Genomic DNA, 20351 nt, shown 5'->3' on the forward strand with positions numbered 1-20351 from the left:
GCCCGCGGCAGTGCGGGCGCAGGGTCAGCGTGCTTCGCGCTCGGCCTGACGAAGGTCGCGCTCGGCGAGGGCCGCGAGCCTCTCGTTGTACTCCTCGAGCTCGGCCTCGCCCGTGCGGTCGGCATGACGGTCGCGACGCTTCTGCAGCTTCGTGTCGCTGCGGCTCCACTGGATCGCCACCGTGATCGCGAGGATCAGGGTCGGGATCTCACCGATCGACCACGCGATGCCGCCGCCGATGTACTGGTCTTCGAGCGGCGACGGACCCCAGGTGCGCCCCATCGACCCGAACCAGTCGGCGACCATCAGCCCCTCCTGCATCATGATCGCGACGCCGAAGAAGGCGTGCATGGCCATGATCGCGATCAGGGTGATGAGGCGCCCCGGGTAGGGCAGACGGTACGGCACGGGGTCGGCGCCGACCAGGCTCAGCACGAAGAGGTATCCGGAGATGAGGAAGTGCGCGACCATCCACTCGTGGCCGAGGTGCTCGAACATCGACCAGCGCACGAGGTCGGTGAAGTAGAAGGCCCACAGCGACAGGATGAAGATGCCCGCCGCGACGAACGGGTGGGTGACGACCTTCGAGAACGGCGAGTGCACCGCCCACATGATCCATTCGCGGCCGCCGCGGGTGCCGTCGTCGCGCTTGTGGATCGCACGGAGGGCCAGGGTGACCGGCGCCCCCGAGACCAGCAGCAGCGGGATCGCCATCGACAGCATCATGTGCCCCAGCATGTGCACGCTGAAGAGATACTCCTGATAGGCGTTGATCGGGCCACCCGTGACCCACAGCAGCATCAGCATGCCCAGCACCCAGAAGACTGTGCGATGGATCGGCCAGCGGTCGCCCCGCAGGCGCAGACGGCGCACCCCTGCGAGATAGAAGAAGAGGCCGAAGCCGGCGGCCACCAGCCAGAGCACGTCGATGTCCCACGCCGTGAACCACCGGTCGATCGTGAACTCGGGGGGCAGGGGCGAACGGGTGAGGTTCTCCGCTGGCGTCTGCACGAACGCGGCTTCCTCGCCGGTGGGCGGAGGAGTGCGCGCGAGCGCGGCGGCCGCACCCGAGGCGAGACCCATCAGCGCGACCTCGCACAGCACCAGCATCCAGAACCAGCGCGCTGCTCCAGCGCCCTCGAGACGAGGGATCAGGCGGATGCGGTACCAGGCACCGAGCAGGCCCATGCCGACGAGGAGCACGACCTTCGCGAGGAGGATCGTGCCGTAGGGCGTCCAGAGCTGTGAGATGTCGCCGAAGGAGACGATGGAACGCGCCAGGCCCGAGATCGCGACGACGGCGAAGGCGGCGATCGCGAGACTCGAGTAGCGGCTGACCAGCCGCGCGGTTCCCAGGCCGGAGCGGTCTCGCAGGATCACGACCAGCAGCAGACCGCCGAGCCACACCGCCGCGCCGATCGTGTGCAGCAGAATCGAGTTCACGGCGATGTTGTGGCCCGCGAGCTCACCCGAGTGACCCTGGGTCGCCAGCGGGAGGAAGGATGCGGCGGCGAGGATCGCCGTGATCAGGGTGGGCGTCCACGTGCGCCACGCGAAGGCGAGCACGGTGATCACCGAGCCCATGATCGTGGTGATCAGCCACGACTGACCGAGCGGCAGCTGCAGCAGGAAGCGCCCGAGCTGCTCGCCGAACTCGCGCTCGGCGCTCAGCTGCGGGTTGAAGGCCGCCATGAACGTGAAGAATCCGCTGATGCCCGCGGTGACCGTGAAGACGGCCGCGCCCGCTGATGCCGTGTTGAGGGCGGTGTCGAACGACTTCTCCTCGCTGCGCAGCGCGAACAGCGCCAGCACGAGGGATCCCAGCATCGCCGCAGCCGCGATGTTCATGACGAGCTTGACGATGGGGGTGGCCCAGCGCACGAACGGCCCCGGATCCTGCAGCAGCAGCGGCGCCGCACCCCCGCCGATCACGAGGGCGATGAGCACGCCGATCAATCCGGTCGCGAGCAGGATTCCGACTCCGGCCGCGCGATACGCGGAGCGGCTCGGGGTCTGCACGGCGCGGGCACTCACCCCTCAAGCCTAAGCCGCGGATTCGGGGTGGGAGCACGAAGGCCGCCCCCGACGGATCGGGAGCGGCCTTCGAAGAGGTGCAGTCTTACTTGACGGCAGCCTTGAGCTTGGAACCAGCGGTCACCTTGACGCGGTGGCCGGCCGGGATCTTGATCTCGGCACCGGTCTGCGGGTTGCGGCCCGTGCGAGCTGCGGTTGCGACCTGCTCGAACGAGATCCAGCCCGGGATCGAGACCTTGCTGCCCTTGGCAACAGCGTCGGAGACCGAGGAGAACAGCGCGTCGAGGACACCCGAGACGGTGGCCTGGCTCTGGCCGGTGGCAGAAGCGATGCTCGCGACGAGCTCGGTCTTGGTGATGGACTTGTCAGCCATGTCATCCTCCAGCGACGAGGTTCCCGTCGCATCGTTGGTGTTCGAAGGGCGACTGCCCTCCGTTGGTCGAGTGACCGCCTTGAATGTACCAACCACCACCCACATTTCCGCGTCATTTCGCGGGTTTTGGGGTTTTCGGCGGCGTGTCGTGGTGCAGAAGTGACGAAAGTGACCCCTGTTGTGCCCTGTTCGGCAGCCGAACACCGCCGTTTCGCGGCCCGCAGCGGGCTGCGACGGGTCGGCCTCGTCGACTTCGCGCTGCGCTTCGGTAGGAGTCAGTACCGTCGACTTCGCGCTGCGCTCCGGGAGGAGGACTGCGCTTCGGGAGGAGAGATCTGCTGAGCCTCTCCTCCCGAAGCGCAGCGTTCCTCCCGAGGTGCGGCGTTCCTCCCGAGGCGCAGCATTCCTCCCGAAGCGCAGTCCCGAGGGATGCTCAGTCCCGAGGTGCAGTCCCGAGGGATGCGCGTCTCAGCGCGGGCGGTGGGACTCGACGACCGAGCGGGCGGTGCGCGCGAATGCCGGGGTGACGCGCTCGTCTCCGTCGAGGTAGCCGCCGACGAGCGCTGCATCGCGCAGCAGAACAAGGGATGCTGCGACATCGGCGGGGCTCTCGAGGCCGGCCTGCTCGGCGACGGCCTGCAGGGTCGACCGGAACCATTCGCGGTGCTCGTCGATCAGTCGTCGCACGGCGCCGTCGGCATCCGGATACTCCGCGGCCGCGTTGATGAACGGGCAGCCGCGCGTGTGCCGGAGGCGGATGTCGGCGGCGATGCCCTCGATCACCGCGTCGACCAGCTGAGCCGGGTCCGTGACCTCCGCCCCTGCCTGGGCGAACAGCGCCCGAAGCATCTCGTCTTCGTTGCGCAGGTACGCGAGGACCAGGTTCTCCTTGCCGCCGAACTGGTTGTAGAGCGTCGCCCTTGTGACGGCGGCCTCGTCGATGATGCGGTCGACGCCCACGGCATGGATCCCCTCTTCGTAGAAGAGCCTGGTGGCGCTGTCGATCAATCGGGTGCGCGCGGCGCTCGGACGCTTCGGGGTCGGGGTCGGAGTCTTCGCCGGAGCGGGGGTGGGAGTCGTGGTCTTCATGGTGATCCCTCTCATCGTGTCATCCGAAAGCGACTTTCGGGAATAGGTTGCGGTAGATAGAACGTTCGGTCTACTATCAGCGTAACGCATCCGCACCGGGCGGGAGCAGAAACAGGAGAAGAGACCATGAACAGCACCGAGAAGACCCCGATCGTCCTGATCCACGGACTCTGGATGACGCCGAAGAGCTGGAACACCTGGGCCGAGCGCTTCCGCGCACAGGGTCACGAGGTGATCATTCCGGGCTGGCCCGGCATCGACGACCGCTCTGTCGAGGACATCCGCCGCGATCCGTCCGCGCTCAAGGGCATCGGCCTGAAGCAGATCGCCGACAACTACGAGCGCATCATCAGAGCGCTCCCGGTGAAGCCGATCATCATGGGCCACTCGTTCGGCGGCGTGATCACGCAGATGCTGGCAGACCGCGGCCTCGGTGCCGCCTACGTCGGCGTCGCCCCCGGACAGACCGCCGGCGTCACCGCACTCCCCCTCTCGACCCTCTGGACAGGAACGCCGATCCTCTCGAACCCGTTCGGCCGCAACGGCGCCAAGCCGCTCTCGAAGCGCCACTTCCACTTCACATTCGGCAACGACCTGTCGCGCGCGGCATCCGACGCGCTCTGGGAGGAGTATGCCGTCAACTCCTACAACCGGGTCTTCTTCGAGGGCGTGACTTCGGTGCTCAACGAGAAGGGGGGCGTCACGCACGTCGACTACGCTCGTGCCGACCGCGCTCCGCTGCTCGTCATCACCGGCGAGATCGACCACGTCGTGCCGCCCACCATCGGCCGCGCGATCGTCAAGAAGTACCGGTCGAGCGGCAGCCCGGCCGTCGTCGAGTACAAGGAGTACGCCGGCCGCACCCACCGCCTCGTCAGCCAGGACGGCTGGGAAGAGATCGCCGACTACGCACTGACCTGGGCGGTGGCGCACGCGACAGCATCCGTCGCCTGATGTCGGGCTCGTGCAGGGGTGGGCCCTTCGCGACGGGGCCGGCCGCGGCGCTCTCACCCCACCTCGGGCAGCGCCCCGGGAGGAGAACTGCGCTCCGAGAGGAGAGATATGCGGATTCTCTCCTCCCGAAGCGCAGTCTTCCTCCCGAGGAATCCAGCAGTGACAGGAATGCGGATCATTCACTCCGCGACGTGCAGTCGCTGCCCGATCGCGGTCAAGATCACCTGTTGCACCTGCGCCCATCGGCTCATCAGCTGGTCGTAGCCGATGCGGATGACGTGATAGCCGTGCAGCTTCAGAAGAGCGTCGTGGGCGATGTCGCTCGTCCGCTGTTCACCGACATGATGGCCGCCGTCGATCTGAATGACCAGTCGCTCACCGATGACGAAGTCGACCCGATGGCCGAGTATCCAGACCTGCGGCACGACGGGGATCCCCAGCCATCTCAGCCGCACCTGGAAGATGCTCTCAGTACCGGAATCGGCGAACTGCCGCGCGTCCGCGAGCAGACGTCGAGCAGTGGGCGGAAGCGGAGCCCGCTCGAGGATGCCGGGGGCGATGAGATTCTGACGCATGGCCGACTCCCAGGTCGCGAGCGCGCTCTCATACGGCTGGCACCCCGCGATCAGGATCAGCGCGTTCTCGAGGGAGTCCTCGCGCGAGTCCGGATCCCGCGGGAACACCGGTTCGTTCCAATGCACCGTGCCGCGGGACACCTTCACATGGCCCGATCGCGCCGGCGCCGCGACGTGCGGCTGTGAGTCGCCGAGCACCCACACCCCTTTCCGCGACGCGAGCGTGACGCAAGTCAGGAACACTCCGCGGCGGGCAGCCGCGAGAAGCATCGGGTCGGCATCCGGCAGCGCGACCCACCCTCGGCGAACAGCGATGACGTCACCTCTCTGGACCGACGATCGGAGCACGTGCCTGCTGACCCCGAGCCGTCTCAGGGTCTCGGTGCGGGCCACGCCGTCGCGCTGCGTCAGCGCCTGTCTGGGGTTCACCCGTCGAGGATCACTCACGCTCGCATCCGCGATCGACACGGCATCCACGATTCGTGCCCCGCCGCCTCAGATCCCCATCCGTGCAGAAGAGGTCACGCCGCCGTCGGCCCCTGCCCCGTGCGTCGTGACGCCCGAATTTTCGACGGCACCTCGCGGCAGCCCACGCGGCCCACGCTCCACACACCCCACTCACCCCCCACGCCCCCACACGTGAACATCCGTCGGGAGGAGGACTGCGCCTCGGGAGGAGGAGTTCTCGAGATAGCTCCTCCCGAAGCGCAGATCTCCTCCCGAGGCGCAGAGGAGACAGAGCCGAGTGAGGCGATGCCGGGGCGCAAGAGCGGATGCCGCGGGCACAAGCGCGGATGCCGCGGAAGTGCGGATGCGGGGGCGGATGCCGGGGCCGAGCGGATGCCGTGGGCGGAGCGGATGCCGCGGCGGGGCGGATGCCGCGGCGAAGCCCCCGGGCACGCGAAAGGGGCGAGGATCCGAAGATCCTCGCCCCTTCAGGCTTGTCTGCTGAGACTTACCAGCTCGACTTGGTGACACCGGGCAGCTCGCCACGGTGTGCCATGTCACGGAAGCGGACGCGCGAGACGCCGAACTTCGTGAGGACACCGCGGGGGCGGCCGTCGATGACGTCGCGCGAACGCACGCGAGCCGGCGACGCGTTGCGCGGCAGCTTCTGCAGGCCGACGCGTGCGGCCTCGCGGGCCTCGTCAGTGGCGTTCGGGTCGACCAGGGTCTTCTTCAGCTCGGCGCGACGCTCTGCGTAACGCTCGACGATGACCTTGCGCTGCTCGTTGCGAGCGATCTTGCTCTTCTTAGCCATTGATCAACGCTCCTCTCGGAATTCGACGTGCTGACGGATGACCGGGTCGTACTTCTTGAGCACGAGGCGGTCGGGGGTGTTGCGGCGGTTCTTCTTGGTCACGTACGTGTAGCCCGTACCTGCCGTCGAACGCAGCTTGATGATCGGACGTACGTCCTGAGCCTTCTTGGCCATTAGAGCTTCACACCCTTCGCCTGGAGGTCCTTGACCACGTTCTCGATGCCGCGGACATCGATCACCTTGATGCCCTTGGCGGACACGTTGAGCGTGATCTTACGACCGAGCGACGCGACGAAATAGGTCTTCTTCTGCACGTTCGGGTCGAAGCGGCGCTTCGTCCGGCGGTGCGAGTGCGAGACGTTGTGACCGAAGCCGGGAACAGCTCCGGTCACCTGGCACACTGCTGCCATGATGGTGACTCCTTCTATACCGTGAGGCCGGACGGCCTCACCCAAGATCCCTTGTCTGCGCGCCACCCCGCAGCGCCGATCTCTCGGCAGAAGAAGGGGAAGCACGCGAACTACGCACAGGAGTGTGCGCAGACAAAGAGTCAGTTTAGCACGGTCCGTTCCGTCACACTCGCACGGCCTCGAGCAGCAGCGCCGCCCCCGGAGCGAGCAGCGGCAGCGGCACCCCCACCGATCCGAGCAGCGAACCCGACGCCTCGATGCCGGACTCCAGCCACGCGGGGTCCGAGACCTGATGGCGCGACACCGATCCGAGCTCCTCGCACACCCGCAGCCGGTACCGCTCCCCCGCCTGAAGCCCCGGAATCCGAGTGCGCGGCGTGAACCCGTCGACCGAGGTGCCCAGACGCACCCACGCGAACACGCCCCGCGAGCCGTCACCGGCGACGACGCCGTGCAGCAGCGTCTCGTCGTCGACCTCGTCGCTGCGCACCGTGACGCCCGAGTGCAGCAGCGGCCGCAGCTCGCGATAGAGGGCGGTCCACCGCGACAGCATCTCGCGCTCCTCCGACGTGCACCGGGAGATGTCCCACTCGATGCCGGCATGCCCGAACAGCGCGGTCGTCATGCGGAACGGCAGGGATGCCGCGCGGTGCGTCGTCTCGGCGATCGGCGGGCCCACGTGCGAGCCGACGAGCTCGGGCGGCACGAGCGTGCCGGTCCAGCGCTGGATGCGCTGCCGTTCGATCGGGTCGTTCGAGTCCGACGCCCACACGCGCTGCGTGCGCTGCAGCACGCCGAGGTCGACGCGGGCGCCACCGCTCGCGCACGACTCGATCTCCAACGACGGATGCCGTTCGCTCAGCGCATCGAGCAGGGCGTAGAACGCGGTGGTCTGCGCGTGCACCGACGCGCGGCCGGTGCGTGGCGACACCGCGGCATGCAGGTCGCGGTTGTGATCCCACTTGATGAAGTCGATGCCGACCTCGGCGACCAGAGCGTCGATGCGCTCGAAGAGGTAGGCGGCGGCATCCGGGTTCGAGAGGTCGAGCACCTTCTGGTGCCGCCAGGTCGAGGAGTCGGGTGACGCCTGGAGCACCCAGTCCGGATGCCGTTCGGCGAGGTCCGACACCGGATTCACCATCTCGGGTTCGAACCAGAGCCCGAACTGCATCCCGAGCCCGTGCACGTGGTCGGCGAGGGGGCGCAGGCCGTCGGGCCACTTCGCGTGATCGATGTACCAGTCGCCGAGCCCTGACCGATCGTCGGGACGCCCCCGGAACCAGCCGTCGTCGAGCACGAACCGCTCGACGCCGACGGATGCCGCGGCCTCGGCGAGCTCGACGATCTTCGCCGGGTCTTGGTCGAAGTACACGGCCTCCCATGTGTTCAGCACGAGGGGGCGCGGCGTGGTCGGGTGCGCGGCGAACGAACGCACCGCCTGGTGCAGTCGGGCAGACACCGAGTCGAGTCCGCTCTCGCCATAGGTGAGGAACACCTGCGGCGACACGTAGGTCTCCCCCGCCCCCAGCCGGATCTCGCCCGGCAGCAGCAGCTCACCTCCGCCGAGCACAGCCCCGTGCACACCTGCGCCCTCGGGCAGCCTCTCGACGCCGACTTCGAGGTCGCCGCTCCACGCGACGTGCGCGGTCCACAGCTCGCCGCGTCGGAAGCCGAACCCGTCGGTGCCGACCGCGGTCAGGTAGGGAGCGTCGTGTCCGCCGCGGCCTCGACGAACCTGTCGCAGATGCACCCCGTGCCGCAGCTCGCCCCGCTGCGGGTGCCGCTCGCCGGTCCAGCGACCCGTGTGGTCGAGCACCTCGGTCGCGTGCGCCGGAACAGGGAGCAGGATGCGGGCCGCGAGCAGATCCAGCGGCTCGACGCCGTCGGCGATGCTCGTGACCGACACCTGCGCGGTCAGCACGCCCCCGGCATCCAACGTGAGGTCGAGCACGACCGTGACCCCGGCCCCGGCATCCGAGAACTCCGCCCGCACCGACGTCGCCGTCGACTCCCACCCGACAGACCTCAGCAGCGGAGCGCTGTGCAGTCCGCCGCGATGCCATGCCAGAGCCGGAGCACCGGACCAGCCATCGGCCTCGACGGCGAGCAGCGGGAAGGCCCGCGGAGCGTCGAACGAGCTGAACGTCACCGAGCCGGTCGACGACCCGGCGAGCGCCTCGAGGTCGGCGGGATCCAGCGCCGCCCCCCAGTGCAGCAGGCGCGCAGTGGTCGTGTCGATGACGACGCTGACGCCGCCGGAGGTCAGGTGGACGAGTGCGCTCATTGCCGCTCCAGACGGGTCGCAGACGAAACAGGAGGCCCGCCCGTGAGCATACGGGCGGGCCTCCGGAGGGTGTTACTCCTTGACGGGGATCGACGCGGCCTTGAGCGCGTCGACGGTCGCCGTCTGACCCTTCTCGATCGCGTCGAGCAGCGTTCCGCTGCCCGAGACCGCGGCCTTGAACCCGTCGGACACGTCCGAGTAGGTCTGGGTCATGGTCGGGCCCCACGCGAAGTCGGGCGAGACCTGGGTGGCGGCCTCGGCGAAGACGTCGTAGATCTTCTGTCCGCCGTAGAACTCGACGCCCTCTGCGTAGACCGGAAGGTCGAGCCCGGCGGTGGTGGCCGGGTAGAGGTTGGCCGCCTCGGCGAGCGCGGTCAGCGCCTCATCGGACGTGTTGAGCCACAGCGCGAACTTCGTCGCCTCGTAGAGGTGCTCGCTGCCCTTGAGCACGGCGGTCGACGAGCCGCCCCAGTTGCCGGCGGCGGATCCGCCCTCCTCCCACTGCGGGAGCGGTGCGACGGCCCAGTTGCCCGCGGTGTCGGGCGCGCCGCTCGAGATCGAGTTGGCACCCCAGACGGCGGAGTTCCAGGTCCAGACCTGACCGGAGTTGTAGGCGTTGTTCCACTCGTCGGTCCACGCGGGGACCGTCGCGACCAGGTCGTCGTCGAGCATGCTCTGCCAGTAGTCGGCGACCGTGGTGGTGGCGTCGTCTGCGAGCGAGACCGTCCAGCCCTCGTCGTCGCTCGAGAACCACTGCGCGCCGTCCTGCCAGGCGAAGCCGGCGAACTGGTTGATGTCGGACTGCGAGAAGTTGGTGATGTAGCCGCCCAGTTCGCGGATCTTGACCGCGGCCTCGCGATACTCGTCCCACGTGGTGGGGATCTCGATGCCGTTCTGCTCGAACAGGTCGGCCCGGTAGAACAGCCCCATGGGGCCGGTGTCCTGCGGCACGCCGTAGACGCCCTCGGTGCCGAGAGTCACCTGACCCCAGGCCCAGTCGACGAACTGGTCTTCGGAGGCGACCACGTCTTCGCAGGCGCTGAGGTCTTCGAGACCGTCCTGCACGAGGAAGTTCGGCAGGGCGTCGTACTCGATCTGCCCGAGGTCGGGAGCGTCGCCCGCCTTGATCTGGTTGAAGAAGTTCTGGTACGTGCCGCCGTTGCCGTTGGGGCCGGTCTGCACGTCGACCTGGATCTCGGGGTTGGCGTCGTTCCAGATCTTCACGACATCTTCGATGCCGGGGATCCAGGAGGTGAACTCGAGCGTGACGTCGCCGTCGGCCGGGGTGCACGAGGCGGCGTCGCCGCCGGTGCCTGAGCTGTCTCCGCCGGATGCCGAGCAACCGGCGAGCGCGAACGCCGAGATGGCGATGACAGCGGCTGCCTTCATCTTCGAATGCTGCATTTCGATCCTTTCGTGGATGCGATGGGGTGGTGCGGGTGTGTGGTGCGGGTGGTGCGGGTGGTGCGCCGCCCGGTCGGTCCGGGCGGCTGCCTGCTCACTTCAGGGCGCCGGCGCCCAGTCCGTTGCGCCAGAAGCGCTGGAGCAGGAGGAAGGTGACGATCAGCGGGATGACCGACAGCAGAGCGCCGATCAGCACGAGGCCGCGGAGTTCTGGCAGCTGATTCAGCTGGTTGTTCCAGTTGTAGAGACCGAAGACCACCGGGAAGAGGTCTTCGGATCGCAGCATGATCATCGGCAGGAAGAAGTTGTTCCAGATGGCCACGAACTGGAACAGGAACATCGTCACCAGAGCGGGGGTCATCAGCCGGATGCTGACGGTGAAGAACGTGCGGATCTCCCCCGCGCCGTCGAGTCGACTCGCTTCGAGCAGCTCGTCCGGCACCGACGAGGCCGCGAATATCCGTGCCAGGTAGACCCCGAACGGACTCACGATCGACGGCAGGAAGACCGACCAGAACGTGTTGGTCAGCTGCGCCTGGCTGAAGATCAGGAACAGGGGCAGCGCGAGCGCGGTGGCGGGCACGAGCACCCCGCCGAGCACGATGTCGAACATCAGGTCGCGGCCCGGGAACCGGTACTTCGCCAGGGCATAGCCGGCCATGGCGGCGAGCAGGGTCGCGATGGCGCCGCCGAGTGCCGCGTAGAGCACCGAGTTCATCAGCCACCGCAGGTAGACGCCGTCGCGGTAGGCGAACAGCTCCGCGATGTTGTCGAACAGGTGGAAGTCGGCGAACCACAGTGGCGCGGTGGTCAGGATGTCGCCGGTCTCTTTGCTCGACGCGACGAGCAGCCACCACAGCGGCAGCAGGAAGTAGACCGTGAACACGGCCATGATCAGCATGGCGCCGGTGCGCGAGATGCCGGACTCGCGAGCGGCCTTTCCGCGCGGGGCCTTGCCGCGGGTGCCCCGGCCAGGGGCGACGATCGACATGGTGCTCATGCGTTCTGCTCCTTGCGCTGCATGTACTTCATGAACCCGAACGACAGCACGAACGTCGTCACGGCGAGCACGACCGAGAAGGCGGCCGCCAGGTTGGTGTTCGGAATGGATGCCGTGGCGTACACGGTCATGTTCGGGGTGAAGGTGCTGGTCACCGCCGAGCTGAACGAGCGGAAGACCTGGGGCTCGGCGAGCAGCTGCAGCGTGCCGATGATCGAGAAGATCGCGGTCATGACGATCGCCGGGCGCACCAGCGGGATCTTGATCGACCAGGCGATGCGCCACTGGCCTGCGCCGTCGAGGATGGCCGCCTCGTAGAGCTCCTGCGGGATCGACAGCAGCGCCGAGTAGATGATCAGCATGTTGTAGCCGACGTAGACCCAGGTGACGACGTTCGCGATCGACCACAGCACGAGGTCGGCACCGAGGAAGTCGATGTTCTTGGTGATCGCGGTGAACGGCGACAGGTTGGGCGAGAACAGCGAGCCCCACATGATCGCGGCGATGACGCCGGGCACCGCGTAGGGCACGAAGAACGCGAGACGGAAGAAGCGCTTGCCCCGCACGAGCGGCGAGTCGAGCAGCAGCGCGAACAGCAGGGCGAGGCCGAGCATGACCGGCACCTGCACGACGCCGAACGTCAGCATCCGCCCCATCGAGCTCCAGAACGCCTCGTTCTGGAAGACGAGCACATACTGCGTGAGGCCGCCGAACACCTGCTCGGCCTTGCCGAAGGTGCCGTCGCGCTCGACGACGAGCAGCGACTGCCAGAAGGCATAGACGATCGGCACGACGTAGAACAGCGCGAACAGCACGCCGAAGGGCACGATGAGGAACGCGATCGCGCCCTTGTGCGGAATCCGTCGACGGCGGCCCGGCGCCCGGCGCGCTGAGGCGACCGCCGGAGCGGTGAGCGTGGTGGTCATACATCCTCCTTGATGATGCGGACGGCCCCTGCCGGCACGAGCCCGGTGGCGGCGGCGTCGGTGACGAGGTCGTGGCCCGAGGTCGCGATCTCGACATCCGTCGATCCGTGGTTGATGACGAACAGGAACGACCCGGCGTCGCCGGTGCGGCGCACGATCTCGACGTCGGGTCCGGCGCCGGGCGTCGGGGCGATGCCGGCGGATGCCGCGAGCCGCGCGATCAGTCGGCGGTAGTCGTCGCGAGCGGGCTGGGTTCCGAGGAACCAGGCCTCGCCCTCGCCTGCCGCGCGGCGTGTGATCGCAGGGCCGCCGGCGGCAGGGCCGTCGACGAACGACGCGACGACCTCGGCATCCGTCGTTTTGAGCCGCTCGCTCCAGACCGTGGCGGTGGTGCCGTCGCTGAGGGTCACGGACTCGCCGGGGCGGAGCGGTGCGAACTCCTCCGAGCGGATGCCGAGCAGGTCGCGGAACGCGCCGGGGTAGCCGCCGGTGCGCACTCGGTCTTCCTCGTCGACGATGCCGCTGAAGAAGGTGATCAGTGCGGTGGCGCCGTTCTCGACCGCGCGGGCGATGGCCGCGGCGTCCTCATCGCTGATGAGGTGCAGCGCGGGCACGATCAGCAGGCGGTACCCGTCGAGGTCCGCGCCCGGGCGGACGACGTCGGTGATGACACCGGCATCCGCCAGTGCCGCGTGCGCGGCATGCACCTGGCCGAGATACGTGAGCGCCTCGCTCGGGCGGCCCTCGTTCTCGGTCGCCCACCAGCTCTCCCACGAGAAGAACAGTGCGGCGTCGGCGGCGACGCGGGTGCCGGCGACCTCGCCGAGGCGGTCGAGCAGACCGCCGAGCTCGACGACCTCGCGCCACTGATCCGAGTCCTCGCCCGCGTGGGGCACGAGGGCCGTGTGGTACTTCTCGGCGCCCTGCGTCGAGGCTCGCCACTGGAAGAAGCAGATGCCGTCGGCGCCGCGGGCGACGTGCGCGGCGATGTTGCGCTGCATCTCGCCCGGAGCCTTGGCGAGGTTGTAGGGCTGCCAGTTCACGGCACCGGTCGAGGTCTCCATCAGCAGCCACGGCGCGCCCTGCGCGAGGCCGCGGGTCAGGTCGGCGGCGAACGAGAGCTCTCCCCGAGCATCGTCGAGGCGGCGGTCGAGGTAGTGGTCGTTGGCGATCAGATCCATCTCGCCCACCCACGTCCAGTAGTCGAGGTTGCGGATGTGCGCGGTGACCATGAAGTTGGTCGTGACCGGCACGTCGCTGCGCTCGCGCAGGGTCTCGGCCTCGGCCCGGTAGAGCGCGAGCTGCTCGTCGGAGCTGAACCGCTGGAAGTCGAGGATCTGGCCGGGGTTGCGCAGTGACAGGGCCTGGCTGGGCACGCGCACGTCGTCGAAGTCGCTGTAGCGCTGGCTCCAGAACGTCGTGCCCCAGGCGCGGTTCAGCGCGTCGATGTCGTCGTAGCGGTCGCGCAGCCAGCCGCGGAACGCCTCGGCGCTCGTGTCGCAGTAGCAGAGCGCGTTGTGGCAGCCCAGCTCGTTCGACACATGCCAGAGCGACACGGCGGGGTGATCGCCATAACGCTCGACCACACGGGTGACGACCTCGGCGGCGTAGGCGCGGAAGAGCGGGGAGCTCGGGCAGTACCCCTGGCGTCCGCCCTGCTGGAAGACGGTGCCGTCTTCGCCGACCGGAAGGATCTCGGGGTGAGCAGCGGTGAGCCAGGGAGCAGGAGAGGCGGTGCCGGTGCCGAGATTGATGCGGATCCCTGCCGCGTGCAGCAACTCGATGATCTCGTCGAGCGCGCTGAAGTCCCACACTCCTCTGGCCGGGTTGATCGACGACCAGCCGAAGATGTTGATCGCCACGAGACCGACGCCCGCCTGCTGCATGAGACGCACGTCGTCGGGCCAGACGCTGCGATCCCACTGCTCGGGGTTGTAGTCGCATCCGAAGACGAGGCCGCGCCCTGTGGAGAGGGTGGCGATGCGGTCGGGCACTGCGGCGGCCATGCGAGGCGCTCCTTTGCGGATCATGTGTGCACGTGCACAGTTCGCGGCATGAGAACAGCGATCGGGATTTCTGTGAACGTGCACACATCGTCGCATGTCGTGGCGAATCCCGTCAAGTCCGGGTCGCTAGGCTGTCGATCATGAGCACTTCCGCCCGTCGTCGCAGCACCGTGCACGACGTGGCGCGCGTGGCCGGGGTCTCGCGCGGAACCGTCAGCCGCGTGATCAACGGCGGGTATGTGTCGGATTCCGCCCGCACCGCCATCGAGGACGCGATCCGCGAGGTCGGCTACGTGCCGAACACAGCCGCGCAGAACCTCGTGCGCCAGCGCACCCAGGCGATCGCGTTCATCGTGCACGAGCCGCATGCGCTGTTCCTCGAAGACCCGAACATCGGCGCGATCATGCTCGGCACGAACGAGACGCTCTCCGAGGCCGACTACCAGATGGTCTGCCTCGTCGTGGACTCGGTGCGAGACACCGAGCGGGTCGCCCGCTACCTCAACGGCGGCTTCGTCGACGGAGCCGTCATCGTCTCGGCGCGCGCGCAGGACCCGATCACCAAGGCCGTCATGCGGCTCGATCTCCCGGTCGCCTACGTCGGGCACCCGCCCGATGTCGATGCCGCGTGGGTCGGCGTCGACAACCGCGGCGCCGCGCAGGCCGTGACCTCGCGCCTCCTGGCGACGGGGCGCACACGGGTCGGAATGATCGCCGCCGCGCTAGACCGGGATTCGGGCACCGACCGCCTCGCGGGCTTCACCGACGCTCTGGGCGATGCCTTCGACCCCGACCTCGTCGAAGAGGTGCCGCTGTACTCCTACGCCGACGGAGCCGCGGCGATGACGCGACTGCTCGAGCGGGCTCCCGACATCGAAGGCGTGTTCGCCGCCTCCGATGCGGTCGCGGCCGGAGCCATGTGGGCCCTCCGCGAAGCCGGACGCCGCGTGCCGGAGGACGTGGGCGTCGTGGGCTTCGACAACAGCAGCTGGGCGACCCGCACCACCCCGCTGCTCTCCACCGTCGACCAGCCGGCCGAAGGGCTGGGGGCCGCGGCCGCGGCATCCGTCCTCGCGCAGCTGCGCGACGATCAGCGCCCGCGGGAGGGCATCATGCTGCCGACGCCCGTCGTGTGGAGGGACTCGGCCTGAGCGCGCGCCTCAGACGCCGAGGGACGCGGCCTGAGCGCCTCTCCCCCAGCGGAACGGCGAGACCGTCGGGTCGCCGGCGATCCAGAATCGCCAGGGGAACGCCGCGGTGCCGGCCACGCCAGCCACCCCGACCCTCGGCCCGGTCGCCACGTCGATCACGGGCTCGTCGCGCAGCCACAGCTCGGCGCGGGCGCCCTCGAACTCCTCGCCGGTGACCGCGTCGATCCCGTCGTGGATCGGATGCCGCAGGCCCACCGCCTGGCCGAATCGGCCCGGCCCCTTGGCGAGGTCACGCAGCGCCGTCGCCGTCAACGGGGTCGTCGCGCGGCGGCGCACGGCCACGGCATCCGCCCCGTGCACGACCTCGCCCGCGCGCAGCAGGATTCCGCCGGCCTGGCCCTCGAGCCCCGAGACGACGTTCACGCACGAGTGGATGCCGTGGCTCAGGTAGACGTACAGATGCCCCGGTTCGCCCCACATCGTCGCGTTGCGTGCGGTGCGGCCCATGCGGGCGTGAGAGCCCGGATCGGCCTCCGGCCCGGTGCCCTGGCCGTGGTACGCCTCGACCTCGGTGAGCCGGAGTCGCACCTCGGAACCCGCGACGACGGTGCGCAGCTCTGCGCCGAGCAGCAGTGGTGCGACCTCGACCGGCAGCCCGCTCAGCTCGGTGCGGGTCGCTCGGTGCAGGGCCTCCGTCGACATGCGGTCAGAACTGCGGCGCCGTCTGGCACCACGAAGCGTCGAAGCCGGTGAGCGCCACGATCTCGTCGCCCGTGCGCAGGTCGAGCAGGTGCGTCTCGAGGTTCTCGGGCAGCGGGAGCAGCATCTGGTCGTAAGGGTTGTCTGCCAGATCGGGCGCGATCACGACCGCGGCGTACTGGCCGCTGGGTGAGGCGCAGGCCTGCAGGATCGAGTCGGTCGAGTCGACCTCGACGAGCGGCGTCGCGGCGCCTTCCTCGTTCACCCGGATGACCGCCTGTCCGACGGGCAGCCCGTTCTCATCGCGCGAGACGACGTGGCGCAGCGTGCCGCCGGGGAAGGGCGTGATCGTGATCGCGGAGCCGTAGTCGGGAGTCGACGCCTCGAGAGGCACCTCCGAGCCGTCGGTGAGGTTCAGCTCGACCACCGAGCCGTCGAGTCGCTCGACGATCGCCGTGTAGGTGCCTCGCGAGATGCCCTGGATGGTCGTCGCGAGTCCGAGGGACTGCACCCCCGCGTCGGTCGTGCGATCGACCAGCGAGAGCGCACCGTCGAAGTCGATGAAGAGCACGGCGGCACTGTCGGGCACGAACTGCCAGACGAAGATGTTCGCCTCCTTGTCGCCGACCTCGGTCACCACGGGTTCGTCGTCGCCGCTCAGCGACTGCGTGACGAGCACGCTGGCGCGGCCCTCGGTGTCGCTGAGCTCTTTGTCGGAGTAGCTGTAGCCGACCAGGCCCCCGCGGTCAGAGACCTGGATCGCGCCCACGTATCCGACGCCGGGCAGCTCGAGCTCGCGCGGGTTCTTGCCGTCGCGGTCCATCACGAGCAGCCTCGACCCTTCGTCCTCCTCGACCGAGACGACGAGCTGCGACGAGGTCGCGCGGAAGTCGTTGATCTTGTCGGCGGCGAAGACGGGCTGCGCCTGCTCGCCCGTCAGGTCGGTGCGGAAGATCTGGTCGTCGCCATCGGCGTCTCGACGCAGCAGGAAGATGTTCGACGCCGGGGTGGAGAAGCTCGTCGAGAGCGTCGCGCTGGGGCCTCCTCCGGCGCCCACGGCATCGGCGACCTTCACGGTGTACTCGGTGTCGTCATCGAGCGGCACGGTGAAGCGGATGCCGATGCCACGGCCTGCGGCGTCGAGGGTGAACGGCACCGCAGGTTCGACAGTGACCTGAGACTCGTCGATCGCCGCCAGCGACTGGTTCGCGGTGAGGATGACACGACTGCCCGAGGCCTCGATCGCCTCGGTCGGATTCACCTGCACGTCGGTGATGCGCGGGCCCTGCGTGAGGCTGACGACGCCGAGTCCGGCACCCACCAGCACGAGGATGCCGAGCACGGCGCCGAGCGCCAGCAGGAATCGGCGGTCGTTCGAGGTGGCGGGCTTCTCGGGCTTGGGCGCCTTCTCGGTCTTCGCGGCCTTCGGCTGCTTCTCGGGCTTCGGCTGCTTTTCGGGCTTGGGCTTTTTCTCGGGCCTGGGCTGCTTCGCGGGCTTCGGCTTCTTCTCCGCCTTGGGCTTCTCCGGCGCGGGGGGTGCATAGTCGGTCGAGGAGTGCGCCGCGAGCGTGGTCGTCGACTCGGCATCCGGCGGGACGAAGGTCGAACGCATCGGCCGCTCATCGCCCGTCGAGCGGGCCACGGGCGAGACGGCACGCGGCCCTGTCGCGGGAGGCGTTTCGTCTCGGTCGGCTCCGCCGTCCTCGCTCAACGAACGGGGAGAGGCGGCTTCTTCACTGGTCGTTGAGCGAGCCGCAGGCGAGACGAAACGCGGTGTCGGCTGGGGAGGCGTTTCGTCTCGCTCGGCTCCGCCGTCGCCGTTCGACGCACGGAAGGCAGCTGCCGCCTCGGCCTCGCGCGCGGCACGCAGCTCGGCGCGGGTGCGCGGCACCGCCGGCTCGTCGCGGCGCTCGTCGTCAGTACTCATACGGATCCGAAGGCTCGTCGATCGCGGTGACCGTGGTCGGTTCGACGTGCAGCGAGCCGTCGGCATCCGCCTTGACCGTGCCTTCGACCTCGACCCACTGGCCGGTGTCGAACTCTCCGGCGTCGATCGTCACGGGCAGGGTCGCCGGCTGCGCGTCGATCACGCAGTGCGTGATGACCAGGCGGGTGAGGTTGACGCCGTCGGCATCCGTCGGGGTGACGAATCCGGTCAGTGTGACCGTCTTTCCGTCGTAGGCCGCGGTGTTGGTCGCCGTGGCGAACACGCTCGCCCAGTCGCCGACCCCGAAGGTGGCGGTGTCGGCCACGCCGAGGGTCACGTCGTCGGCCCCGGCGAACAGGGCGGTCTGCTCACCGACCCTCGACATCGCGAGTTCGACCGACAGCGATGCGGGAGGCAGCACGAGCGCGGCGATCACGACGCCACTGGCCACGACACCGCCGGTCACCGTGCCGGCCAGGGCGAGGGAACGGCGCGGCGTCGGCGCCGCATCCGCCTCGTGGCTGTCGCCATGGTCGTGACCGTGGTCGCCCTCTTCGCCGAGCGGCAGCGTGCACGACCAGATCGCGCCCGCGAGAGTCACGACGGCCGCGGCGCACGCGAACCACACCGATTCGGGGCTGATGTAGAGGTTCAGTCGTCCGGTCAGGCCGAGTCCGAGAGTGACGACCGAGATGACCGTGGCGAGGCCGATGCCCAGCCAGCGGGTGGCGAGTGCCCGGGCGCGCGAAGGCGCGTCAGAGGTGGGTGTGTGATCAGACAAGGACGTTCACCCCGATCCCGATCGCGAAGGCGGCGAACACGACCACGCCGACGATGCCGGCGAGCGTGCGGGTGGTGAAGGTCGTGCGCATGAGCGCGAGCATCTTGACGTCGACGAGGGGCCCGACGAGCAGGAACGCGACGAGAGCGCCCGATGAGAAGGTCGAGGCGAACGAGAGCGCGAAGAACGCGTCGACGTTCGAGCAGATCGCGACGGTCATCGCCAGCGCCATCATCGCGAGGATCGACAGCACCGGGTTCGAGCCGATGGCCAACAGCACCTCACGCGGGATCAGCACTTGCACGGCCCCGGCGAGCGCCGAGCCGATCACGAGAGCCGGCATGACCGCGCGCAGCTCGACGAGGAACTGCGTGAGGCTGCGCCGAACAGGGGTGCCGTGCTCGTGCGTGACGCGGTCGCAGGTGTCGATGAAGCGCTGCGTGAGCAGGGAGTCGGGTGAGGGGTGTCGGCTGTAGATCCAGCCGATCAGGTTGGCGATCAGGTAGCCGCCGATGAGACGCGCCACCAGGATGCCGTCGTCGAAGCCGAAGGCCGCATGCGTGGTGAGGATCACGATCGGGTTGACGATCGGAGCGGCGATCAGGAAGGTGAGCGCCTCGGCGGGGGCGAGACCCCGCATCATCAGTCCGCGCGCGAACGGCACGTTGCCGCACTCGCACACCGGGATCAGCATGCCGAGCAGCGACAGCACGGCACGGCGTGCCCACGCTCGCTGCGGAAGCCAGCGGTGGATCACATCGGCCGGCAGCCACACCTGCACGACGATCGACAGCAGCACGCCGAGGATGACGAACGGCAGAGCCTCGATGAGCACGCTCAGCGCGAGCGTCAGTCCGTCCTGCGCCCTGCTCGGCAGGCTCGCGGTGAAGAGCGTCGGCAGGAACCGGTCGACCAGGAAGAGCGCGGCCACGATCGCGGCGCCGAGGGCCACTCCGATCCACGGCGAGCGCAGCGATCGGGAGGGTCGGTGCGAGTGCACCGTCCGTGGAGCGGCCTGGGTGGTCACGCGTTCGCTGCCTCTTCGGCGTCGCGCTTGTTGGTGCACGAGGCACACAGTCCGAAGATGTCGACGACGTGTGCGGCATCCGTGAAGCCGTGCAGAGCCGCGGTGCGGTGCGCCCACTGCTCGACGTCGGTCGCTTCGATCTCGACCGTGAGTCCGCAGTTGCGGCAGATCAGGTGGTGGTGGTGCCCCTGGGTCGTGCAGGCACGGTAGAGCGCCTCACCCTCGGGGCTCTGCAGCGAGTCGGCGTCGCCCGCAGCGGCGAGCCCGGCCAGCGCGCGATACACCGTGGCGAGGCCGATGCCGGTGTTGTCGTCGCGCAGCGAGGCATGCAGGTTCTGCGCGCTGACGAACCCTCGCGCATCGGCGAGGGCTTCGCGCACGCGATCGCGCTGCCAGGTGTTCCGCTGAGCCATACCCACGATTCTAGGCGCGCCGCCCTTGCCGGGCCCT

19 protein-coding genes are annotated in these 20351 nt (G+C 68.8%); 2 read left to right on the top strand and 17 right to left on the bottom strand.

All coding sequences use genetic code 11. The features are described 5' to 3' along the window. Positions 1-24: 24 nt before the first annotated feature. The 3 genes from ASF87_RS05405 to ASF87_RS05415 all read right to left on the bottom strand — a co-directional run bounded on the left by ASF87_RS05405 (position 25) and on the right by ASF87_RS05415 (position 3496). Positions 25-2034, bottom strand: coding sequence for a cytochrome c oxidase assembly protein (locus tag ASF87_RS05405; RefSeq protein WP_082508768.1), 2010 nt, complete (start codon positions 2032-2034; stop codon positions 25-27). An 85-nt stretch (positions 2035-2119) separates the two neighbouring features. Then, positions 2120-2407 carry an HU family DNA-binding protein gene (locus tag ASF87_RS05410; RefSeq protein ID WP_042541574.1) on the bottom strand — a complete coding sequence of 96 codons (288 nt, stop codon included), beginning with the start codon at positions 2405-2407 and terminating at the stop codon, positions 2120-2122. A 468-nt stretch (positions 2408-2875) separates the two neighbouring features. Next, on the bottom strand, positions 2876-3496 hold the full coding sequence (locus tag ASF87_RS05415; protein ID WP_056374769.1) for a TetR/AcrR family transcriptional regulator: 621 nt from the start codon (positions 3494-3496) through the stop codon (positions 2876-2878). Positions 3497-3622: 126 nt separating this feature from the next. On the opposite strand from ASF87_RS05415, the gene ASF87_RS05420 reads away from it, so the two are divergent. Then, on the top strand, positions 3623-4450 hold the full coding sequence (locus tag ASF87_RS05420) for an alpha/beta hydrolase (protein WP_056374771.1): 828 nt from the start codon (positions 3623-3625) through the stop codon (positions 4448-4450). 179 nt (positions 4451-4629) lie between these two features. On the opposite strand, the gene ASF87_RS05425 is transcribed toward ASF87_RS05420, so the two are convergent. From ASF87_RS05425 to ASF87_RS05465, 9 genes are all read right to left on the bottom strand, one after another. Continuing rightward, a complete protein-coding gene (locus ASF87_RS05425; protein WP_235558873.1) occupies positions 4630-5472 on the bottom strand; it encodes an endonuclease domain-containing protein in 843 nt (280 codons plus the stop codon). A 508-nt stretch (positions 5473-5980) separates the two neighbouring features. Continuing rightward, a complete protein-coding gene (gene rpsN / locus ASF87_RS05430) occupies positions 5981-6286 on the bottom strand; it encodes a 30S ribosomal protein S14 (protein WP_042540535.1) in 306 nt (101 codons plus the stop codon). Between the two features lie 3 nt (positions 6287-6289). Beyond that, positions 6290-6460, bottom strand: coding sequence for a 50S ribosomal protein L33 (rpmG, locus tag ASF87_RS05435; protein ID WP_017203558.1), 171 nt, complete (start codon positions 6458-6460; stop codon positions 6290-6292). Next, the gene (rpmB, locus tag ASF87_RS05440) at positions 6460-6696 is read right to left on the bottom strand and encodes a 50S ribosomal protein L28 (RefSeq protein WP_042540533.1); all 237 of its coding nucleotides are present in this window, start codon (positions 6694-6696) and stop codon (positions 6460-6462) included. Before rpmB ends, rpmG begins: the two co-directional genes overlap by 1 nt. Positions 6697-6859: 163 nt before the next feature. Beyond that, positions 6860-8980, bottom strand: coding sequence for an alpha-galactosidase (locus ASF87_RS05445; protein WP_056374772.1), 2121 nt, complete (start codon positions 8978-8980; stop codon positions 6860-6862). Between the two features lie 72 nt (positions 8981-9052). Next, positions 9053-10384, bottom strand: coding sequence for an ABC transporter substrate-binding protein (locus ASF87_RS05450; protein WP_056374774.1), 1332 nt, complete (start codon positions 10382-10384; stop codon positions 9053-9055). A gap of 94 nt (positions 10385-10478) precedes the next feature. Then, positions 10479-11384, bottom strand: coding sequence for a carbohydrate ABC transporter permease (locus ASF87_RS05455; RefSeq protein WP_194285975.1), 906 nt, complete (start codon positions 11382-11384; stop codon positions 10479-10481). Further along, positions 11381-12310: a carbohydrate ABC transporter permease gene (locus ASF87_RS05460; RefSeq protein WP_056374776.1), complete on the bottom strand. Its 930-nt coding sequence runs from the start codon at positions 12308-12310 to the stop codon at positions 11381-11383. Before ASF87_RS05460 ends, ASF87_RS05455 begins: the two co-directional genes overlap by 4 nt. Then, complete coding sequence (locus ASF87_RS05465) at positions 12307-14316, bottom strand: beta-galactosidase (protein ID WP_056374778.1); 2010 nt, start codon at positions 14314-14316, stop codon at positions 12307-12309. Before ASF87_RS05465 ends, ASF87_RS05460 begins: the two co-directional genes overlap by 4 nt. A 140-nt stretch (positions 14317-14456) precedes the next feature. On the opposite strand from ASF87_RS05465, the gene ASF87_RS05470 reads away from it, so the two are divergent. Then, positions 14457-15467 carry a LacI family DNA-binding transcriptional regulator gene (locus ASF87_RS05470; protein WP_056374779.1) on the top strand — a complete coding sequence of 337 codons (1011 nt, stop codon included), beginning with the start codon at positions 14457-14459 and terminating at the stop codon, positions 15465-15467. A gap of 9 nt (positions 15468-15476) precedes the next feature. Here ASF87_RS05470 and ASF87_RS05475 read toward each other — a convergent pair whose 3' ends face one another. From ASF87_RS05475 to ASF87_RS05495, 5 genes are read right to left on the bottom strand one after another with little or no spacing between them, the layout of a single operon-like run. Beyond that, a complete protein-coding gene (locus ASF87_RS05475; protein ID WP_056374781.1) occupies positions 15477-16169 on the bottom strand; it encodes a DNA-3-methyladenine glycosylase in 693 nt (230 codons plus the stop codon). 4 nt (positions 16170-16173) lie between these two features. After that, on the bottom strand, positions 16174-18093 hold the full coding sequence (locus ASF87_RS05480) for an Ig-like domain-containing protein (RefSeq protein ID WP_056374784.1): 1920 nt from the start codon (positions 18091-18093) through the stop codon (positions 16174-16176). Beyond that, positions 18083-18874, bottom strand: coding sequence for a TIGR03943 family putative permease subunit (locus ASF87_RS05485; RefSeq protein ID WP_056374785.1), 792 nt, complete (start codon positions 18872-18874; stop codon positions 18083-18085). Before ASF87_RS05485 ends, ASF87_RS05480 begins: the two co-directional genes overlap by 11 nt. Continuing rightward, positions 18867-19901 carry a permease gene (locus ASF87_RS05490; protein WP_082508769.1) on the bottom strand — a complete coding sequence of 345 codons (1035 nt, stop codon included), beginning with the start codon at positions 19899-19901 and terminating at the stop codon, positions 18867-18869. The genes ASF87_RS05485 and ASF87_RS05490 overlap by 8 nt, the downstream gene beginning before the upstream one ends. Beyond that, on the bottom strand, positions 19898-20314 hold the full coding sequence (locus ASF87_RS05495; protein WP_042540517.1) for a Fur family transcriptional regulator: 417 nt from the start codon (positions 20312-20314) through the stop codon (positions 19898-19900). Before ASF87_RS05495 ends, ASF87_RS05490 begins: the two co-directional genes overlap by 4 nt. Positions 20315-20351: the final 37 nt, after the last annotated feature.

The sequence above is a fragment of the Microbacterium sp. Leaf161 genome, assembly GCF_001423645.1.
GTDB classification, from domain to species: domain Bacteria; phylum Actinomycetota; class Actinomycetes; order Actinomycetales; family Microbacteriaceae; genus Microbacterium; species Microbacterium forte.